The organism is Parabacteroides chinchillae (assembly GCF_900108035.1).
Classification (GTDB): Bacteria; Bacteroidota; Bacteroidia; order Bacteroidales; family Tannerellaceae; genus Parabacteroides; species Parabacteroides chinchillae.
The window spans coordinates 90,178-108,581 of the sequence record NZ_FNVS01000001.1 but is presented as its reverse complement, the minus strand read 5'-3'; the positions used below and the strand labels follow the sequence as shown (position 1 = coordinate 108,581).

At 40.9% G+C, this 18,404-nt stretch carries 14 protein-coding genes; 11 read left to right on the top strand and 3 right to left on the bottom strand.

Annotated features, from left to right (window positions below; translation table 11 throughout):
* The first annotated feature begins 18 nt into the window (after window positions 1-18).
* The 3 genes from C4S38_RS00415 (at window position 19) to C4S38_RS00405 (ending at window position 5,359) form a co-directional block, all read left to right on the top strand.
* Window positions 19-744, top strand: coding sequence for a DUF3823 domain-containing protein (locus tag C4S38_RS00415; protein WP_103982076.1), 726 nt, complete (start codon window positions 19-21; stop codon window positions 742-744).
* A 108-nt stretch (window positions 745-852) separates the two neighbouring features.
* Window positions 853-3,078: a hypothetical protein gene (locus C4S38_RS00410; protein ID WP_234999256.1), complete on the top strand. Its 2,226-nt coding sequence runs from the start codon at window positions 853-855 to the stop codon at window positions 3,076-3,078.
* Between the two features lie 7 nt (window positions 3,079-3,085).
* Entirely contained in the window at window positions 3,086-5,359 is a 2,274-nt protein-coding gene (locus C4S38_RS00405; RefSeq protein WP_103982309.1) for a GH92 family glycosyl hydrolase, read from the top strand.
* 121 nt (window positions 5,360-5,480) lie between these two features.
* Here C4S38_RS00405 and C4S38_RS00400 read toward each other — a convergent pair whose 3' ends face one another.
* On the bottom strand, window positions 5,481-6,650 hold the full coding sequence (locus C4S38_RS00400) for an MFS transporter (RefSeq protein ID WP_103982308.1): 1,170 nt from the start codon (window positions 6,648-6,650) through the stop codon (window positions 5,481-5,483).
* A 173-nt stretch (window positions 6,651-6,823) separates the two neighbouring features.
* On the opposite strand from C4S38_RS00400, the gene C4S38_RS00395 reads away from it, so the two are divergent.
* From C4S38_RS00395 to C4S38_RS00375, 5 genes are all read left to right on the top strand, one after another.
* Window positions 6,824-8,125 (top strand): phenylacetate--CoA ligase family protein, encoded by a 1,302-nt coding sequence (locus tag C4S38_RS00395; protein ID WP_103982075.1) that lies wholly within the window; start codon window positions 6,824-6,826, stop codon window positions 8,123-8,125.
* Between the two features lie 22 nt (window positions 8,126-8,147).
* On the top strand, window positions 8,148-8,573 hold the full coding sequence (locus tag C4S38_RS00390) for an amino acid-binding protein (protein WP_099465435.1): 426 nt from the start codon (window positions 8,148-8,150) through the stop codon (window positions 8,571-8,573).
* A 66-nt stretch (window positions 8,574-8,639) separates the two neighbouring features.
* The gene (locus C4S38_RS00385) at window positions 8,640-9,449 is read left to right on the top strand and encodes an outer membrane protein assembly factor BamD (RefSeq protein ID WP_103982074.1); all 810 of its coding nucleotides are present in this window, start codon (window positions 8,640-8,642) and stop codon (window positions 9,447-9,449) included.
* Between the two features lie 23 nt (window positions 9,450-9,472).
* The gene (locus C4S38_RS00380; protein ID WP_099465522.1) at window positions 9,473-9,805 is read left to right on the top strand and encodes a DNA-directed RNA polymerase subunit omega; all 333 of its coding nucleotides are present in this window, start codon (window positions 9,473-9,475) and stop codon (window positions 9,803-9,805) included.
* Window positions 9,806-9,881: 76 nt separating this feature from the next.
* Window positions 9,882-10,349 (top strand): DUF4293 domain-containing protein, encoded by a 468-nt coding sequence (locus C4S38_RS00375; protein ID WP_103982073.1) that lies wholly within the window; start codon window positions 9,882-9,884, stop codon window positions 10,347-10,349.
* A 127-nt stretch (window positions 10,350-10,476) separates the two neighbouring features.
* Here C4S38_RS00375 and C4S38_RS00370 read toward each other — a convergent pair whose 3' ends face one another.
* Together C4S38_RS00370 and C4S38_RS00365 are read right to left on the bottom strand one after the other, a co-directional pair.
* Window positions 10,477-11,139 (bottom strand): porin family protein, encoded by a 663-nt coding sequence (locus C4S38_RS00370; protein WP_103982072.1) that lies wholly within the window; start codon window positions 11,137-11,139, stop codon window positions 10,477-10,479.
* Window positions 11,136-12,935 (bottom strand): PBP1 and LysM peptidoglycan-binding domain-containing protein, encoded by a 1,800-nt coding sequence (locus C4S38_RS00365; RefSeq protein WP_103982071.1) that lies wholly within the window; start codon window positions 12,933-12,935, stop codon window positions 11,136-11,138. Before C4S38_RS00365 ends, C4S38_RS00370 begins: the two co-directional genes overlap by 4 nt.
* Window positions 12,936-13,249: 314 nt before the next feature.
* Between C4S38_RS00365 and C4S38_RS00360 the strand changes: the two genes are divergently transcribed.
* The 3 genes from C4S38_RS00360 to uvrA are packed head-to-tail and all read left to right on the top strand — an operon-like array spanning window position 13,250 to window position 18,403.
* Window positions 13,250-14,593: a T9SS type B sorting domain-containing protein gene (locus C4S38_RS00360; protein ID WP_103982070.1), complete on the top strand. Its 1,344-nt coding sequence runs from the start codon at window positions 13,250-13,252 to the stop codon at window positions 14,591-14,593.
* Window positions 14,586-15,551: a lytic transglycosylase domain-containing protein gene (locus C4S38_RS00355; protein ID WP_394340833.1), complete on the top strand. Its 966-nt coding sequence runs from the start codon at window positions 14,586-14,588 to the stop codon at window positions 15,549-15,551. The genes C4S38_RS00360 and C4S38_RS00355 overlap by 8 nt, the downstream gene beginning before the upstream one ends.
* 14 nt (window positions 15,552-15,565) lie before the next feature.
* Window positions 15,566-18,403 (top strand): excinuclease ABC subunit UvrA, encoded by a 2,838-nt coding sequence (gene uvrA / locus C4S38_RS00350; RefSeq protein WP_099465521.1) that lies wholly within the window; start codon window positions 15,566-15,568, stop codon window positions 18,401-18,403.
* Window position 18,404 lies beyond the last annotated feature (1 nt).

The following is an 18,404-nucleotide window of genomic DNA, read 5'->3' as shown; positions in this document are numbered from 1 at the left end:
TAATACAGAGAAAATAAAATGAAAAAAGTAATATGTTATTTATCAATGGCACTGTTGCTGCTGGCTGGCAGTTCTTGTACCAAATTTGATAATTATGAAGAACCTGCCGAAACAATTAAGGGAGTAGTATTTGATAAAAATACCGGAAAGCCCTTACAAACAGAAGTGGGTGAAGGTGGTATCCGTATTAAGTTGATGGAATATAGTTGGAGTGATTCTCCTACTCCTTATTATTTCGGAGGAATGCAGGAAGGCAACTTTAATAATACCAAAATATTTGCAGGCGAATATGGTATTACGGTAATGGGTGCTTTTGTTCCGCTTGCCGAAGAAAGACATAAGGTGAAAGGTACATTGGATCTGAAGTTTGAAGTAGAGCCATTCCTTAATGTTGATTGGGTAGGCGAACCTGTTGTCAATGCTGATAAAACTGTAACGGTGAAAGCTTTGATCAAGAGAGGTACCAATAACAAGGATTTCCAGCAAAATGTGTCTGATGTTCGTTTCTTTGTTGTAGCCGGCGCTCCTTATGTTGGCGAGAACAATAAGGATGACCGTTATTCAGTGTATATCTCAGGTACGGAAGCCAATAATATGTTGGGCACTACAGTATCGTTGACTACAAAAGCTCCTTTGGAATCGGGTTTTACTTACCATCTTCGGGTTGGTGCTCGTATTGACAAGGAGATTGAAGGTAACAGACGGTATAACTATACTGAAATGGTTACGCTGAAGATGCCTTGATTGAATAAATCGTAAGATATTTGTATATATTGGGGGCGCCTTAATTAGATAACGTGATAAAACGACTATTAAGGTGCCCCTTTGTTTTTTTCTTAAATATAATAATCTATGAAGACGAATGTAAAAAAAGTATTGACTTGTTGTGCTTTATTATCTTTCATTGCTTCGGGCTGCCAGTCCGGACAAAAAGCAGTGGAAAATCAAACAGAAAAAAGAGAGAGGACTGCTTTTCAAACCGGGCAACCCTGGAAACCAACTACCGATACGCGTGCCGATGTGGCCATTGTATACGGGGTAGGAGGGAATCCTTCTGAGAAAAGAGCGAATATGACATTTGAAGAACGGGTACAAAGCTGGCGTGATAAAGGCTACACAACCCACTTTATGACTGGTATTGCTTGGGGTGAGTATCAGGATTATTTTACTGGAGAATGGGATGGAAAGTGGCATCTGGATGAAGGACAGGTAACTATGAAAGGGGACACAATCTGGCACGGACACATGGTTCCGTATATTGTACCTTCTATGAACTTTATCGAATACATGAAGGAAAGACACATCAAACGCGTAATAGATGCAGGCATTGATGCTATCTACCTGGAGGAACCGGAATTCTGGGCACGTGCCGGATATAGCGATGCTTTCAAGCGCGAATGGAAAGATTACTATGGTTTTGACTGGCGTCCGCAGCATGAATCTGCCGAAAATACCTATTTATCTAACAAATTAAAATATCATTTATATTATCGTGCCCTGAATGAGTGTTTTACCTATGCAAAAGAATATGGTAAAAGTAAAGGGATGGATGTTCGTTGTTATGTCCCTACCCATTCTTTAGTGAATTATTCTCAGTGGCAGATTGTAAGCCCCGAAGCAAGCCTGGCTTCTTTACCTTGTGTGGATGGATATATTGCCCAGGTATGGACCGGCACTTCACGTGAGCCGAACTATTTTAACGGGGTAGCAAAAGAACGTGTATTTGAAACAGCGTTTCTTGAATATGGCTGTATGGAGTCTATGACTGCGCCAACAGGCCGTAAGGTGTTTTTCCTTACAGACCCGATTGAAGACTGGCCTCGCGACTGGGCGGACTATAAGAAGAACTATCAGGCAACCTTTACAGCCAAGTTGCTTTATCCGAACAATAACAATTATGAGGTAATGCCTTGGCCGGATCGTATCTATGAAGGTCTCTACCGCACTAGTGCCAATAGTGAAGAGAAAGCGTTGATCCCACGTTTCTATTCTACACAGATGCAGGTTATGATTAATTCTTTGAATGATATGCCCCTGTCTGATAATAAGGTGAGTGGCTCATCGGGTATCAGTGTGTTGATGGCTAATTCATTGATGTTTCAGCGTGCTCCGCAACCTGTAGCAGGATATGATGATCCGCAATTATCAAACTTCTACGGACAGGCATTGCCATTCCTTAAGCGTGGTGTTCCGGTTCATTTGTTGCACCTTGAAAATGTCTCTTATCCGGAAACATGGAAAGATACAAAAGTGCTGTTGATGTCATATTCGAATATGAAGCCGCTGGATAAAGAAGTTCATGAACATATTGCCGACTGGGTAAAAAATGGCGGTGTGTTGGTATATAGTACGCGTGATACGGATCCTTTCCAGAATGTACAGGAATGGTGGAATACAGGAGAAAACAAATATAAGACTCCGTCTGAACATCTGTTTCAGGAAATGGGTATTGCTAAAGACGCTAAAGAAGGAGAATACGTTTGTGGCAAGGGTACGGTTTACGTGATTCGCAAAGACCCGAAAGAATTTGTACTGGCCGCTAACAGTGATGCTGACTTTGTAGCAACAGTGAAGAACCTGTATGAGCAAAAGGCTAATGCCGGCACACTGGAATTTAAGAATAGTTTCTCGCTGTCAAGAGGAAACTATGATTTGGTATCTGTGTTGGACGAGAGCGTAAGCAATGAACCTTATGTATTGAAAGGTACTTTAATTGACTTGTTCGATCCGAAGTTGCCCGTTCTGTCTGAAAAGGTAGTTAATCCCGGCGAACAAGCCTATATATATAATGTAGGACGCGTAGCTAATCCGGAAACTCCGCAGATATTGGCCGCTGCTGCTCGCGCTTACGACGAAAAAGCAGATAAAGGCAGCTATTCATTTGTGGCAAAGAGTCCCATAAATACAACAAATGTAATGCGCGTGTTATTGCCTGCTGCACCAAAATCGGCTGTATTTACAGATGCAAAAGGTAATGAAATAAAAGAAGCTACATGTGAGTGGGATGAAACAAGCAAAACTTGCCTGTTAGGATTTGAAAATAATCCGGAGGGTGTAAAAGTTTCACTGAAGTGGTAATAGAATGATGAATATAAAGAAAATAACAGGCGTTCTTTTTTTAGGGAGCGCCTTTCTCTCTGCTTTTGCAGGAGAAAAGGATTGGGTGGAATATGTAAATACCTTGCAAGGGACAAATTCGAAATTTGAACTTACACGTGGCAATACCTATGCGACAACGGCTATGCCGTGGGGTATGAATTTCTGGACTCCACAAACCGGTTTGGTAGGTGACGGATGGATTTACCAGCATTTTAAAGATTCTATCCGCGGATTCCGCCAGACCCACCAATGTAGTTCGTGGACAAATGATTATGGTGCCTTTTCTATTATGCCGGTAGTTGGTAATTTGGCCGTAGATCAATATGGAAGAGCAACCCGCTTTAGCCATGATAAGGAAGTGGCAAAGCCAAACTATTATAAGGTAACTTTCGAAAACGGGCAAACGACGGAAATGTCGCCTACCGAGCGTGGCGTTTATTTTCGTTTTGCCTATCCGCAGGGTAAAGATGCCTATCTGGTGCTTGACGGGCATCGCGGCGGCAATATGGTACGTCTGTATCCGGAAGAAAACAAGATTGTCGGTTTTACGAGCAATGGCAATCATTCTTGTCCGGATGGATTTGCAAATTATTTTGTGCTATATTTCAATAAGCCGTTTAAGAGCTATGGTACATGGAAAGATGCTGATGGAAAGAAAACGGAAAACAGCAAGGATGCTAACGGCAGTCATGTTGGAGCCTATGTTCAGTTTGAGTCCGGAGCTGTGGTGGAAGCAAAAGTAATATCCTCTTTTATCAGCATAGATCAGGCAGAGATGAACTTTAGGCGGGAATTGGCCGGTTTAAAATCTTTGGAAGAAGCCCGTGAGTTGGCTGCCGATGCATGGAACGAACAACTCGGTAAGGTGGAAGTGGAAGGCGGAACGGAAGAAGAAAAAGCAACATTCTATTCTTGCTTTTTCCGTTCGATGTTGTTCCCGCGCAAGTTCTACGAATACGATGCCAATAATAATCCGATCTACTACAGTACTTACGATGGCAAGTTGCACGATGGATATATGTATACCGACAATGGTTTCTGGGATACGTTTCGCGCCCAGTTCCCACTGAATGCGCTTTTGCACCCCGAGATTCATGGACGTTATGTAAACTCGTTGCTGGATGCTTACGATCAGAGCGGATGGTTGCCAACCTGGTCGTTTCCGGGACATAACTGTGGTATGGTAGGTAATCATGCGGCCTCTTTACTGGCGGATGCTTATGTGAAAGGTTTCTCATTCGATACCGACAAAGCATTGAAATCCATGCTGCATGAGGCAACAAATAAAGGACCTCACGGACCTTCCAATGGGCGCGACGGCTGGGCGGATTATTTTTCTTTGGGTTATGTGCCTTATCCTGAATATCGCGAATCGGTTGCGAAGACGTTGGAGTTTTGCTATGATGACTTTTGCGCCTATCAGATTGCTCGCCTGTCGGGTAATGATTATATGGCGAAGCTGTTCGGAAAGCAGATATATAATTATGAGAATGTATATGAACCTTCCACCCGTTTTATGCGCGGACGTGATAAAAAGGGTAACTGGACACCAAACTTTGATCCGAAAGAATGGGGTGGCCCTTACACAGAAGGATGCGCTTGGCATTATCATTGGTCGGTTTTCCATGACATACAAGGCTTGATAAATTTGATGGGTGGCGAAAAGAACTTTGTGGCGAAGCTAGACTCCGTATTCTCCGAGCCAAATACTTTTAAGGTAGGGACGTATGGCTACGTAATTCATGAAATGGCAGAGATGGCTATGATTAATATGGGACAGTATGCGCATGGAAATCAGCCTATTCAACACATGATTTATCTCTATAATTATGCCGGCGAACCTTGGAAAAACCAGTATTGGGCACGTGAAGTGATGAACAAACTCTATAGTTCGGGTCCTAACGGTTATCCGGGTGACGAAGATCAGGGACAAACCTCGTCATGGTATGTGATCAGCGCAATGGGATTGTATTCAGTTTGTCCCGGCACAGACCAATACGTGATAGGCAGCCCTGTCTTTCCTAAGATGACGATTCACTTGGAGAATGGCAAAAAGCTGGTAATTGAAGCAGACGGCAATTCGTTGGACAACCGTTATATCCAGTCGTCCAGCCTGAACGGCAAACCGTTTACACGCAACTGGCTTACATATAAAGAGCTGACCGACGGCGGAGTAATCCGTTATAAGATGGGAAATAAACCGAATATATCTCGTGGTGTTACGGTGAAAGACCGTCCCTATTCGGTGTCTGCTAAGTAGTTGATTTGTTGTTTATTAAAAAGATATATCTTTTGCATCTTAAACACATGTCTTTGCAATTCGAAAGTCATGTCTTTGGATTGCAAAAGATGTATCTTTTTTTGAAGAATATATTGTCTGTTTATTGTTGTTTTGCAGAGGTATACTTTAGCTGTAATCCAAGAAAGATTGCTCCCGGAATAAATAAAATAACAGCAGAAGACAGTAAGGCTATTTGCAGCGAATAGATATCATTTAGCCAACCGATGAACGGAGCAATTGCGGCAAACATCAGACGGATAATGAAATTGCGGATAGAGAGTACGGTGGCTCGCATTTCGGAAAATGTCATCTGATTGATATATCCTTTGAGGATAGGTGTGGCAAACCCTCTGAAAATATAAAATATAAACAAGATAGCGAGCCCTGCATATGTAAGATTGAAGGCTAGAGCTACGTAACCTCCGATGATAACGCTGAGAATCAGTATTCCCATTTTTTTTAACCCGAAATAACGATCTACGCGGTCTGAATATAAGGCGGCAAAACCTACGGTGAGGTTTAAGACAGTCCAGATAACACCGTAGTAGGATGTAGGCGTTTCCAAATGCATCAATAGGGGTTGTACGAGCCAAGCCATCGTGAGAGTGGCAGCCCCGATAATGCCGGAGAACATAATATTATAGCAAAGCGGCCTGTTAGTTATCAGGGAGTATTTTATAATCCGTATGATCTCGGAAACCGGGTTTTGTATCTTGTTTTTTATGTTGAACTCCTTTAATGCCAAAGCGGCCGGAATGCCCGAAAAGGCAATAACAGCCTGTATATAAAATGGAAATCTCAAAGAATAGGCGGCCAGTAAACCTCCGAATATACCTGCAATTGCTTCCGCAAAGTTGCCGATCATGGTGATACGCCCTTCGTAGCGTAGATATAATTCTTCTTTTTTATAATGTAAGGTGGTGTCATATAGCAAAGCGGAGTCTGCCCCGTTTACTAATGTCTGCCCCACACCCAGTAATATTTCGGCAATAAGGAAAGCATGGAATGTGGAAGTGAAAGAATAACATAAATAACCTCCGAAAAATAGAAAGCATCCATATATTAGGCACTTACGTCTTCCCCAGACATCCGCCAGATAACCCGACGGTATTTCTAAAGCTACAGCCGCAACAGAATAAACACTTTTGAGAATAAAGACATCTTGTAAGCCAAGCCCATGTTTTTCATAAAACAACACAATTATAGGCATTACCAGGCTGAACCATTTGGATAGCTTGATCAGATAAAGAGCAAGGATGTTTCTTCTCATGTCGTTATTAAGCGTGAAAACCGGCATTTCAACTGCAAAAGTAGCAATTTAAATCGTATTTATTTCCAGCTTAGGAGGCAGGATGTAAAAAAAGTTGTTACTTTGCGACCGGCTTATGCTATTAATTTTTGAATAAACAGTAGTAAATTATAACGAAAAAATAGTTTGATACCATGATTTGGAACGAAACAATTGAATGCATGGACCGCGAAGAGATGCGGAAATTACAAAGTATCCGGTTGAAACGGGTTGTTGAACACGTATATCATAATAGTCCTTTTTACCGCAAAAAGATGCAGGAGATGGGAATAACACCTAATGATATTCAATCAATTGATGATATAGCCAAGCTCCCTTTTACAGTTAAACAAGATCTTCGGGATAACTATCCATTCGGCTTAATGGCAGTTCCGATGTCTGAGATTGTTCGTCTGCATGCCTCTTCCGGCACTACAGGAAAGCCTATTGTGGTAGGTTACACCCGTAAAGATTTGTCAGTTTGGGCTGAAGTTGTAGCAAGATGCCTGATAGCTTATGGCTTGACAAAGAATGATGCAGTGCAGGTTTCCTATGGCTATGGTTTGTTTACCGGAGGGTTGGGGGCTCATGCCGGAGTAGAGAATATAGGTGGAACCGTTATTCCGATGAGCAGCGGTAATACGCAAAAACAAATCCAGTTGATGCACGATTTTGGCGCAAAAGGTTTGGCTTGTACACCCTCTTATGCCCTTTATCTGGCAGAAACAATCCGCGAATCAGGTATTCCTTTGGAAGAATTTAAATTGAGAGTAGGTGTGTTTGGTGCAGAACCATGGACCGAAAATATGCGTAAAGAACTGGAAGAAAAGTTGAATATAAAAGCCTATGATATTTACGGACTAACTGAAATATGTGGCCCGGGAGTAGGGGGCGAGTGTGAATGTCAGAACGGTACGCATTTATGGGAAGACCATTTCTTTCCTGAAATAGTTGATCCGCAGACCTTGCAGCCTGTAGCACCGGGTGAAGTAGGCGAATTGGTATTTACCACCCTGACCAAAGAAGGTATGCCGATGATACGTTATCGTACGCGAGACCTTACATCGCTGATCTATGAAAAATGTGCTTGCGGTCGTACAGCTGTTCGAATGAACCGTATTTTAGGACGAAGTGACGATATGTTGATTATTCGTGGCGTAAATGTTTTCCCATCTCAAGTAGAATCCGTAATTTTGGAACTTTCGGAGTTCGAACCGCATTATTTGATTGTAGTAGACCGTGTGAACAATACGGATACTTTCCAGATACAGGTGGAGGTGCGCCAGGAATATTATTCGGATGAGATCAATAAAATGATTGCCCTGAAGAAAAAGATTGCCAACCGCATGCAAAGCGTGATCGGTTTGCAGCCTGATATTAAGATTGTGGAACCGCGTAGCATTGAGCGAAGCATGGGCAAAGCCAAGCACGTGATAGACAATCGTAAGTTAGTTTAACCCCTTTAAAAATTAAGGTACTATGTTAATTAAACAATTATCTATCTTTCTGGAGAATAAGAAAGGCCGTTTTACGGAAGTTGCTAAGATATTGGGCGAAGCAGGTATAAATATGTCTGCATTTACGGTTGCTGAAAATTCCGACTTTGGAATTCTTCGTTTAATAGTGTCAGATACGGATAAAGCAATTAAAGTATTGCGTGATAAGTTGTATGCAGTGAGTGTTGCTGAAGTAGTTTGCTTACACTGCCCTAATCAGCCGGGAGCGTTGGCTAAAGCTATGGATATAATTACATCGGCAGGAATTTTTATTGAATATATGTATGCTTTTTCACAGGGAGATGCGGCAAATGTTATTATTCGCCCGGATAATGTAGAAAAGTGTGCAGAGGTTCTAAAGGCTAATAAACTGGAGCTGATTGCAGCCAGTGATTTGTATAAGTTATAAATATTAACGTTTTGCGTTTCGTTTATTTGCTAGGAAGCACTAACTTTGCGCGCTAAAAGTATGTGAATGAAAAAGGTTGTATTTCTATTGATGATGATTACAGTCTTATTATCTTCTTGCGGAGAATATAATAAGATTTTGAAAAGTACGGATTATGAACTCAAATATTCATACGCAAAGAAGTATTTCAATGCGAAGCAATATTCAAAATCTGCTACTTTGTTGGAGGAACTGGTTACAATCTTTAAGGGAACTGCTTATGCCGAGGAATCTTTGTATTTGTTGGCACAAAGCTATTATGGCCAAAAAGATTATCAAACGGCTGCACAATACTTCCAGACTTATTACACGACTTATCCGAAAGGTGAGTATACTGAATTAGCCCGGTATTATTCTGGATATGGTTTATATCTGGATTCTCCTGATCCCCGGTTGGACCAGAGTCAGACGTATAAGGCCATTGAACAGTTGCAGCTTTATTTAGAGTATTATCCTCAGAGCGAACATGCCGAAGAAGCACAAAAGATTATGTTCGAACTGCAGGAAAAGTTAGCTTATAAGGAATTGTTGGCTGCCAGATTGTACTATAATTTGGGTACTTATTTGGGCAACAATTATTTATCGTGCGTAATTACTTCGCAGAATGCTTTGAAAGATTATCCTTACTCAAAGTATCGTGAAGAGTTTATGTATCTTATTATTCGTTCAAAGTATGAACTGGCTTTAGTCAGTGTAGAAGAGAAGTTGCAGGGTCGTTATCGTGAAGTTGTTGACGAATACTACAATTATATGAACGAATATCCGGAAGGAAAGTATGTAAAACAGGTACAGAAATTCTATGATTACGCTAGCAAACGCATTTCAGATGCATATTAATGAAATTAATCAATAAAACGAATATGGATTACAGAAAATCAAATGCTCCTGCGAATACAGTAACCCGCGACATGATGAAATTGTCCGAAGATACGGGTAATGTATACGAAACAGTAATGATTATCTCTAAGCGAGCTAATCAGATTAGTGTTGAAATGAAACAGGATCTGGAAAAGAAACTTCAGGAATTTGCGTCTTACAACGATAATTTGGAAGAAGTTTTTGAAAACAGAGAACAGATTGAAATTTCGCGTTATTATGAAAAGCTTCCTAAATCGACTTTGATCGCAGCCCAGGAGTATGAAGAAGGTAAGGTTTATTATAAGAACCCTGCTAAAGAAAAAAATAACTTCTAATAAGAATTTGATGTTACAGACAACGGAAAGGCTGACCCGGTAAGAGTCGGCCTTTCCATTTAAAAGACTAAATATCATGTTGCAGAGAATACAAACTGTTTATTTGCTTATTATTGTGGCATTAACTATAGCCACATTGTTTTTGCCTCTTGCCGTTCTTCAGGTAGGAGATATGTTATTATCCTTTGATGCTACGGGTGTTAATACAATGGCTGTTCCGTCTGAACTGATTTATCCGACGTGGGGGCTTTTTGCGTTGACTGCAATTATTGCTTTAATAGCACTGATTACTATATTTTTGTTTAGAAAAAGAATGCTGCAAATACGTTTGTGTATATTTAACGCTCTTTTGATGGTCGGTTTTTATGCCTTGTTTGCCTTTTTTGTATGGAATGTAAAAAATCAAGTGGGAGAGGAAGATATGGTATTTGCTGTTAAGATAGCATTGGCATTTCCTTTAATTAATCTGATTTTGGACTATTTGGCTATCCGTAATATCGGAGCAGACGAAACGTTGGTTCGTTCATTGGATAGACTGAGATAAGAAAAAAGATATAGATATACTAAGTCCCGCCTTACACTCAACTCGTTTAAAGTGTTAAGACGGGACTTTTATTATTCAAAAGACATGTCTTTTTGATCATTTGAATTATTAGGGAAAGTTCTGACTTTTATTTGATAACCGGTAGCAGATAGGTTAGTTTTACTGATATAATTTGTCCGGAAGATTTAGAAAAGAAATCGGCTTTACGACTATTATAAATATCACCTAAGGCATAATAGTAACGTCCTTCAAGTAAGAAATAACCGATTCCTGTGCGCAATTCAAGTCCTGGCCCTCCACATAAACCCCAGTCGAATTTTTTGTCGATAGGCATAGTGTGTTGTTCGTTTGTAATATTAGGTTCTGCACCATTCAGGTTTTCTTTTGTACTTTCGCTTAATGCATAACCTATTTTAGGGCCAAGGTTAACAAATACCTTGAAACGTTTGCTTCCGAAATAAATATGAGTCAGGAAGGGTATTTCGATGTAGTTGATAGTGCGGCTGTACTCGTATTGAGGTTCGTCCTTGAAACTCTCTTTCCAACCCTGCTGCGTGAAATTGACTTCGCCTTGTAATCCTACGTATGCTTCTGTATTCCATCGTACAGTTAAACCGCCGGTATATCCCATTAACATGCCGGTTTTTACTTTAGGGTAGAAGGAAACAGATGAAAAGGTTGTCCCGAAATTAGCACCTATGGCCAGTTCCTGTTTGAATTTATCTTGTGCGTGGATCGTATTGTAACTAACCCAAAACAAAGCGGCTAATGTGAATATTTTCTTGATCATCTTAATTCAGTCCGTGTTACCGTGTAATCATTATTATAATGGACAATGAAGAGGTTTGTATTGATGAATCCTCCCCAGTTATTAACGCGGTGGAAATCAAATCCTGTTTGTATGCTGGCGTACTTAATCTTATCCAGATTGTTTTCAAAATTGGCACCGTATTTATGAATAGCGCTTATAAAATACATACCGGTGTCAAAGCCTAAAATACCGTATTTAGGGAAAGTATTAATAAGGTTTTTGCTGTACCATGTTTTATATGAGGTATAAAAGTTCTGTACGTTGGCTGCCAGATTGTCAGCGTAGAAGTTGCTATAGATATACGTATTGAGGGCATAAAAATCTTCCAGGCATTCACGTGTATAGGTTTGCCATTCGGGGTAACCGAACAGGGTTATACCATATTCCGGTGTTGATTCGGCCAACATCCGTAACGGTGATTTTATTTTGTTGAGCGCGTCTAAAGATCCGGAAGTCGGAATGACTACGTTACGTTTATCTTTACTCATCAATTGTTCTATGTCTGTTTGGAATGTTTCGGCATGATATGGTAATTCCTTGTATTTTATTTGGCGGCCTTTCATTTCCGCTTTAAAAGCTTTGATGAAATCAGTTTTTTCTTCTTTGTCTTTTATATCCAATAATATAATGTTGTAATCCGCAAAAAGATCGCATCCGGCTTGCGATGCTTTTGAATACAAATAAGAATGAGGAGTATTTACCTGGAATACGGATGCATTTGACAAGACGTCATCGTTTTTGGATGTAAAAGGAATGATATATTTAATATTGTGCTTTTGAGCGAAGTTTGCTACGGGAGTAATTTGTTCGTTCTGTACGGCGCCAATGATCAAATTAGCATCTCTGAGAGCATCTTCCTTGAGTATTTCATTTAATTTTTTAGTTCCGTTGCCAGTGTCATACACAGACAATTCGATATTGCATCCCATATTGCGCATACTGTCTACTGCTAGCAGTAAGCCTTCATAGTATTCAATAAAACGGGAAGTTGCGGCGGAAGCTACGGATTCATTAGTCATAAATGGGAGCAGCAATGCTATCTTTATCATATCTACCCGTTTAATGTCTTTCGGTGTAGATAATAAGGCATTTACATCATGCTCTTTTGGGGCAACAGCCATCTCTGTTACTGTTTCTTCGGATTGTACAGGTATTTTGATAACCATGCCGGCCTTTATTCCGTTTTTTAATTTGGGATTATATTTGATTAATTCATTACTGGAAATATTGAATTTCCTGCATATGCGGTACATTGTTTCTTTTTTCTCGATTGTGTACTCAATTTCTTTGGTTACAGTTTTCTTTTCTGTAGTAGGCAAGGCTTCTATTTTTGTTGCCGGGATACGGATAATTTTACCAATGTTAAAGGTTGATGCAGACAATCCTGGGTTTGCCTGTATAATGTTTTCTGCCGGTACAGCATATTTTACAGATAGGGAATATAGTGTTTCTTTTGGTTGTATTGTATGATATGTATAGTTGCCGGCAAGATTTTTATCGGAAGAAGAGGCTGTGTCTTTTTGGGGTATTTTTAATACGGCACCGGCTTTGATACCTTCTTTACTTTCCGGATTCAGACGGTAAATATCATCTACACTTACGCCATACATCGTGGCAATGGCATATACTGTTTGTCCTTGTTCAATAGTGTGATAAAATATGTCATCGCTTTGTTCGTAAATGGTCGAAGCTTTTTTGTGATTACTCTGTGAATAAAGAGATACACTGATGAAGCTGAAAAAAAGTGTTACTACGTATACGCTGATCTTATTCATTTGCTGTTTAGAATATTTGCTACAAAGATAATGTATGTCCGTATAAAATACTAACGAAATATCTTGTAATATTGTAAAATTGGTTTTCCTACCTTCTGCTAATTGCGAACTACATCTGTGTTATTCAGGTCGCTAATCTTTTTAAGAACAGATGCCTACCCAAATTAAAGTAAAATAAAAGGGGGACATTTCTTCACTAACATACACATCGTTTATTAACTTATAGGATAAATGTTTCTAAAAATCCCTATCTTTGTAGCCCCTGATATGAGCCTTGTTTAAGTGTCAATATCAGAGATAAAGAAGAAGTCTATATGTTAAAAGGAATTTTAAGGAAGTCAGGTGTAATTATTTATTTACTATTTGCTGTTCTGGCTGCGCACGCCCAATATCGCGTGACTGGCGGAAAAGGAGCACCTATGCTTGCGGAAGATGATACAAAGAACCGTTTGCAGGTATATATGGTTTATGGAGTAAATAATACAGAGATAAGTTACACGTCATCATCAACTTCCCATCAATGGTACCGGTATAAGACCCGGATGCAGGACGCAGAAAAAATTCCGTGTATTCAGAACGGCACTACTTCCATAATTCGGAATGTAGAAGATGGCTATGGTTATTTTGTGGGTGAATCCGCCATTATACAGCAACGTTATGTGTGGATTATCGATTATGGTAAGCATGCTTTTAACATATCCGGCTTATATGTGTCGGATAAAGGGAACCCTTGCTCTGCAGTGCGTTTGACAGGAACGGCAGAAATGGATAAATTGTCGTATCGTACTCCTTCGGGAATGGAGAGTGAAGTAAAGCGCGAATTTGAAATTGTTTATAATACGATGGAGTATTCGAAAGATTTGAAAGTGTTTTCTCGTATAGAGAAGAAGGTGGCAACTTCAGATCCTTTCTCTGTTTCTTTGCCGGCTCCATTGTGTGATACGGATTTTTTATTGAAAGGCGACCAGTTTGCCAAATACTTTAATGTTGAAAAGTCTATAAGTACGGGAGAATATCCGGCTGTTGCTATTGAAATGTATGCTGACTCCTCTTTTGTTGCAGACGAATCGTTAAATATGTCGACTACAGGGGACGGATTTTCGGCACCGGTCACTATCCGTTTTACTGCCCGTGCGAATGATCCGGTAGCGGCTATTTATGTGTGGACTATTTATAAAACTCCTCAGGATGGAAATTCGGAAGATGAAGAGATCGAACCTATTATCCGTTATCCGGGAGAAGAAATAGAATATACATTCCAGCAGGCAGGAGAGTTTACAGCCCGTCTGGAAGTAAGTGACCGAACGGGTGTTTGTTCGGATATGGAAGAGATTCAATTATCAATTTCAGAATCTTTCCTTGATATACCTAATGCATTTTCGCCGGGGACAACTCCCGGAATAAACGACGAATTTAAGGTCGTTTATAAATCATTAGTCCGTTTTAGCGGAACTATCTTCAACCGCTGGGGGTCTCAAATGTTCCATTGGACTGATCCTTCGCAAGGATGGGATGGTAAAAAAGGGGGAAAATATGTTCCGCCCGGCGTTTATTTCTATGTGATAGAAGCAACCGGTTCGGATGGTAAGAAATATAAAAAGAGCGGAGATATTAATCTTCTTCGCCCCAAAACAATAGATGATCAGATTCATGACTAAGAATAGTGTTATTAGCTTTTGTGCTGGAAGCTTAATTTGCCTGACAGCGTGTTTGTCTTTAGGTTCAAATGATTCGGAAAAGGAAATGGAGCAACGTCCTGTTGTTTCGTCGATGACTGTTTCTCCGGAAATTCCTAATACAGTGCCTTTCTGTGGTAAAATGATCGATATTACCCGGTATAATATGCGGGAAGGGTTTGACAGGGAATTAAGTAGTTTCACTTATTTTCATGCCAATACAATGTTGCTTATAAAGCGGGCAAACCGTTATTTCCCGATTATCGAACCCATTTTGAAAGCAAATAATATCCCTGACGACTTTAAATATCTGGCCGTGATAGAAAGCTTTCTCGATCCTCGCGTAACTTCCCCGGCAAGAGCCGTTGGAATGTGGCAGTTATTGGAAGGGACGGCTAAACAATATGGTTGTTCGGTTACTCCTACGGTTGACGAACGTTGTAATGTGGAGAAATCAACTCAGGCTGCTTGTCGCTATTTGAAAGCGGCATATAATAAATATGGAGATTGGGCTGTTGTGGCTTCATCATATAATGCCGGTATGGGACGTATTTCGGGAGAATTGCAAAAACAAGATGCCGATAACACTTTTGATCTTTGGTTAGTGGAAGAAACTACCCGTTATGTGTATCGTATTATGGCTATAAAGCAGATATTTGAGAATCCGTACAAATATGGATTTGTGCTTCGTGCCCGAGACTTGTATAAACCTTTTGAGTGTACGGAAGTTGTTGTATCTTCGGATATTCCCGATTTGTCTGTTTTTGCTAAAGAGCACGGTATTACTTATGCCGACTTAAAACGCTTTAATCCCTGGTTGCGCGACCGTAAACTTATAACAGGAGGCGCAACATATAAAATACAGATACCACAGGAAAAGGATTTGTACTATAAAACACCTAATACCGTAGTCCATAATCCGGATTGGGTGGTGAAATGAAAGAAGAGAAAAGAATGAGTAATCAAGATAAATTAGAGGGTGGGCGTATTTCCGTATGGGGAGCCCGTGTTCATAATCTTAAAAATATAGATGTAGAGATACCACGTAACAAATTGTCCGTTATTACGGGTATGAGTGGTAGTGGAAAATCTTCTTTGGCATTCGATACCATTTTTGCAGAAGGACAAAGACGCTATGTGGAAACCTTTTCTGCGTATGCCCGTAATTTTCTGGGAAATATGGAACGCCCAGATGTTGATAAAATAACAGGCCTGAGTCCGGTTATCTCGATAGAACAGAAGACAACAAACAAAAACCCCCGTTCTACGGTAGGTACAACAACTGAGATATATGACTTTTTCCGTTTGCTCTATGCCCGTGCCGGTGAAGCTTATTCATATCTGAGCGGTGAGAAAATGGTGAAGTACACCGAAGAACAGGTTCTGCAATTGATCCTTGAAAGGTATCAAGGCAAAAAGACCTATTTGCTGGCTCCCTTAGTGCGTAATCGTAAAGGACATTATAAGGAACTGTTTGAGCAAATCCGTAAGAAAGGATACATTAATGTTCGGGTTGACGGTGAATTGAAGGAAATATTTCATGGCATGAAGTTGGATCGCTATAAGATGCATAGCATTGAGGTCGTTATAGACAAGCTGGTCGTATCTGCTTCCGATGAGCGTCGTTTGAAAGAAAGTCTGAAAATTGCCATGAAGCAGGGAGATGGCTTAATACTTGTACTTGATGCCGATACGAATGAAGTACGTCATTATAGCCGCCGCCTGATGGACCCGGCTACCGGACTTTCATATAGCGAACCTGCACCACATAACTTTTCATTTAACTCGCCACAGGGAGCTTGTCCGAAGTGTAAAGGATTAGGGCAGGTCAACCTCCTGGACATGGAGAAGATCGTTCCTGATCCTTCTTTAAGTATATACAACGGAGGTATTGTAGCTTTGGGAAAGTATAAAAACTCGCTTATCTTTTGGCAGATAGAAGCTATTTGTGATAAGTATGGCGTAACTATCAAGACTCCCGTTAAGGATATTCCCGAAGAAGCGATAGATGAAATTATGAACGGGACGGACGAACGTCTCCAGATAAAAAACGATTCTTTGGGTAATTCCAACTATTTCCTGTCATACGAGGGAGTTGCCAAATATATAATGATGCAACAGGAGAACGAAGCCTCCGCCTCTGCTCAGAAATGGGCCGGACAGTTTATCAAAATGTCTGTTTGCCCCGAATGTAATGGGCAGAGACTTAATCAGGAAGCCTTGCATTATCTTATCGCAGGAAAGAATATAGCCGAGATATCAGCTTTCGATATATCCGAACTGAATGAATGGGTAAAAGATCTGGAAGACAGGCTTGATCCTAAACAACGGCAAATAGCGGTGGAGATATTGAAGGAAATCCGTTCGCGCCTGAAATTCCTGTTGGATGTAGGCTTGGATTATCTTTCGTTAAACCGTGCTTCGGCTACCTTATCCGGAGGAGAGAGCCAGCGTATTCGTTTGGCAACCCAGATAGGAAGCCAATTGGTAAATGTACTCTACATACTGGATGAACCCAGTATCGGTTTGCATCAGCGGGATAATGTCCGTCTGATAAATTCCCTGAAGCAATTACGTGATACAGGCAACTCCGTTATTGTTGTAGAGCATGATAAGGATATGATGCTCAATGCCGATTATGTGGTAGATATGGGACCTAAAGCAGGCCGTTTGGGAGGAGAAGTGGTATTTGAAGGAACACCAGCCGAGATGCTCAAATCGGATACGCTTACTTCGGCTTATCTGAATGGCAAGACCGAAATTGCTATTCCCGCCGAACGCCGTAAAGGAAACGGACAATTTATAACAATCAAAGGAGCGAAGGGGAATAACCTCAAGAATGTGGATGTCACTTTCCCTTTAGGCACATTTATATGTGTGACAGGTGTTTCCGGCAGTGGGAAGTCTACTCTGATAAACAGGACTCTGCAACCCATACTGAGTCAATATTTCTATCGTTCATTGGAAGATCCGTTGGCTTACGATTCGGTAGAGGGCATAGATAATATTGATAAAATAGTGAACGTAGACCAATCGCCCATAGGCCGTTCGCCCCGGAGCAATCCGGCAACATATACGGGCGTCTTTTCAGATATACGCAGCCTGTTTGTAGACCTGCCGGAATCGAAAGTGAGGGGCTATAAACCCGGACGTTTTTCGTTTAATGTCTCCGGCGGACGTTGCGAGACCTGCAAAGGCAATGGATATAAGACGATAGAAATGAATTTCCTGCCCGACGTGCTGGTTCCTTGCGAAGACTGTCATGGCAAACGCTATAACCGTGAGACGCTGGAGGTTCGTTTCCGGGGTAAGTCCATAGCCGATATATTGGATATGACGATCAACATGGCGGTGGAGTTCTTCGAAAATATCCCCTCTATTTTATCAAAAGTGAAGGTCTTGCAAGATGTAGGCCTGGGCTATATTAAGCTCGGACAGCCTTCTACTACCTTATCCGGAGGAGAGAGCCAGCGCGTGAAGCTTGCAACGGAATTGTCCAAACGTGATACGGGCCGCACTCTGTATGTACTGGATGAACCGACTACCGGACTGCATTTTGAAGACATACGCGTCTTGCTGGGCGTCTTGAATAAGTTGGTAGATAAGGGCAACACCATTATTGTGATAGAACACAACCTGGACGTTATCAAAAGTGCCGACTACGTAATAGACATGGGACCCGAAGGCGGCCGCCGCGGCGGACAAGTTTTGTTTACCGGTACTCCCGAAGCTCTTGCTGCGAGCAAAGCAGGCTTTACTGCTCCATTTTTAAAAGAAGAACTAAAGAAGTAAA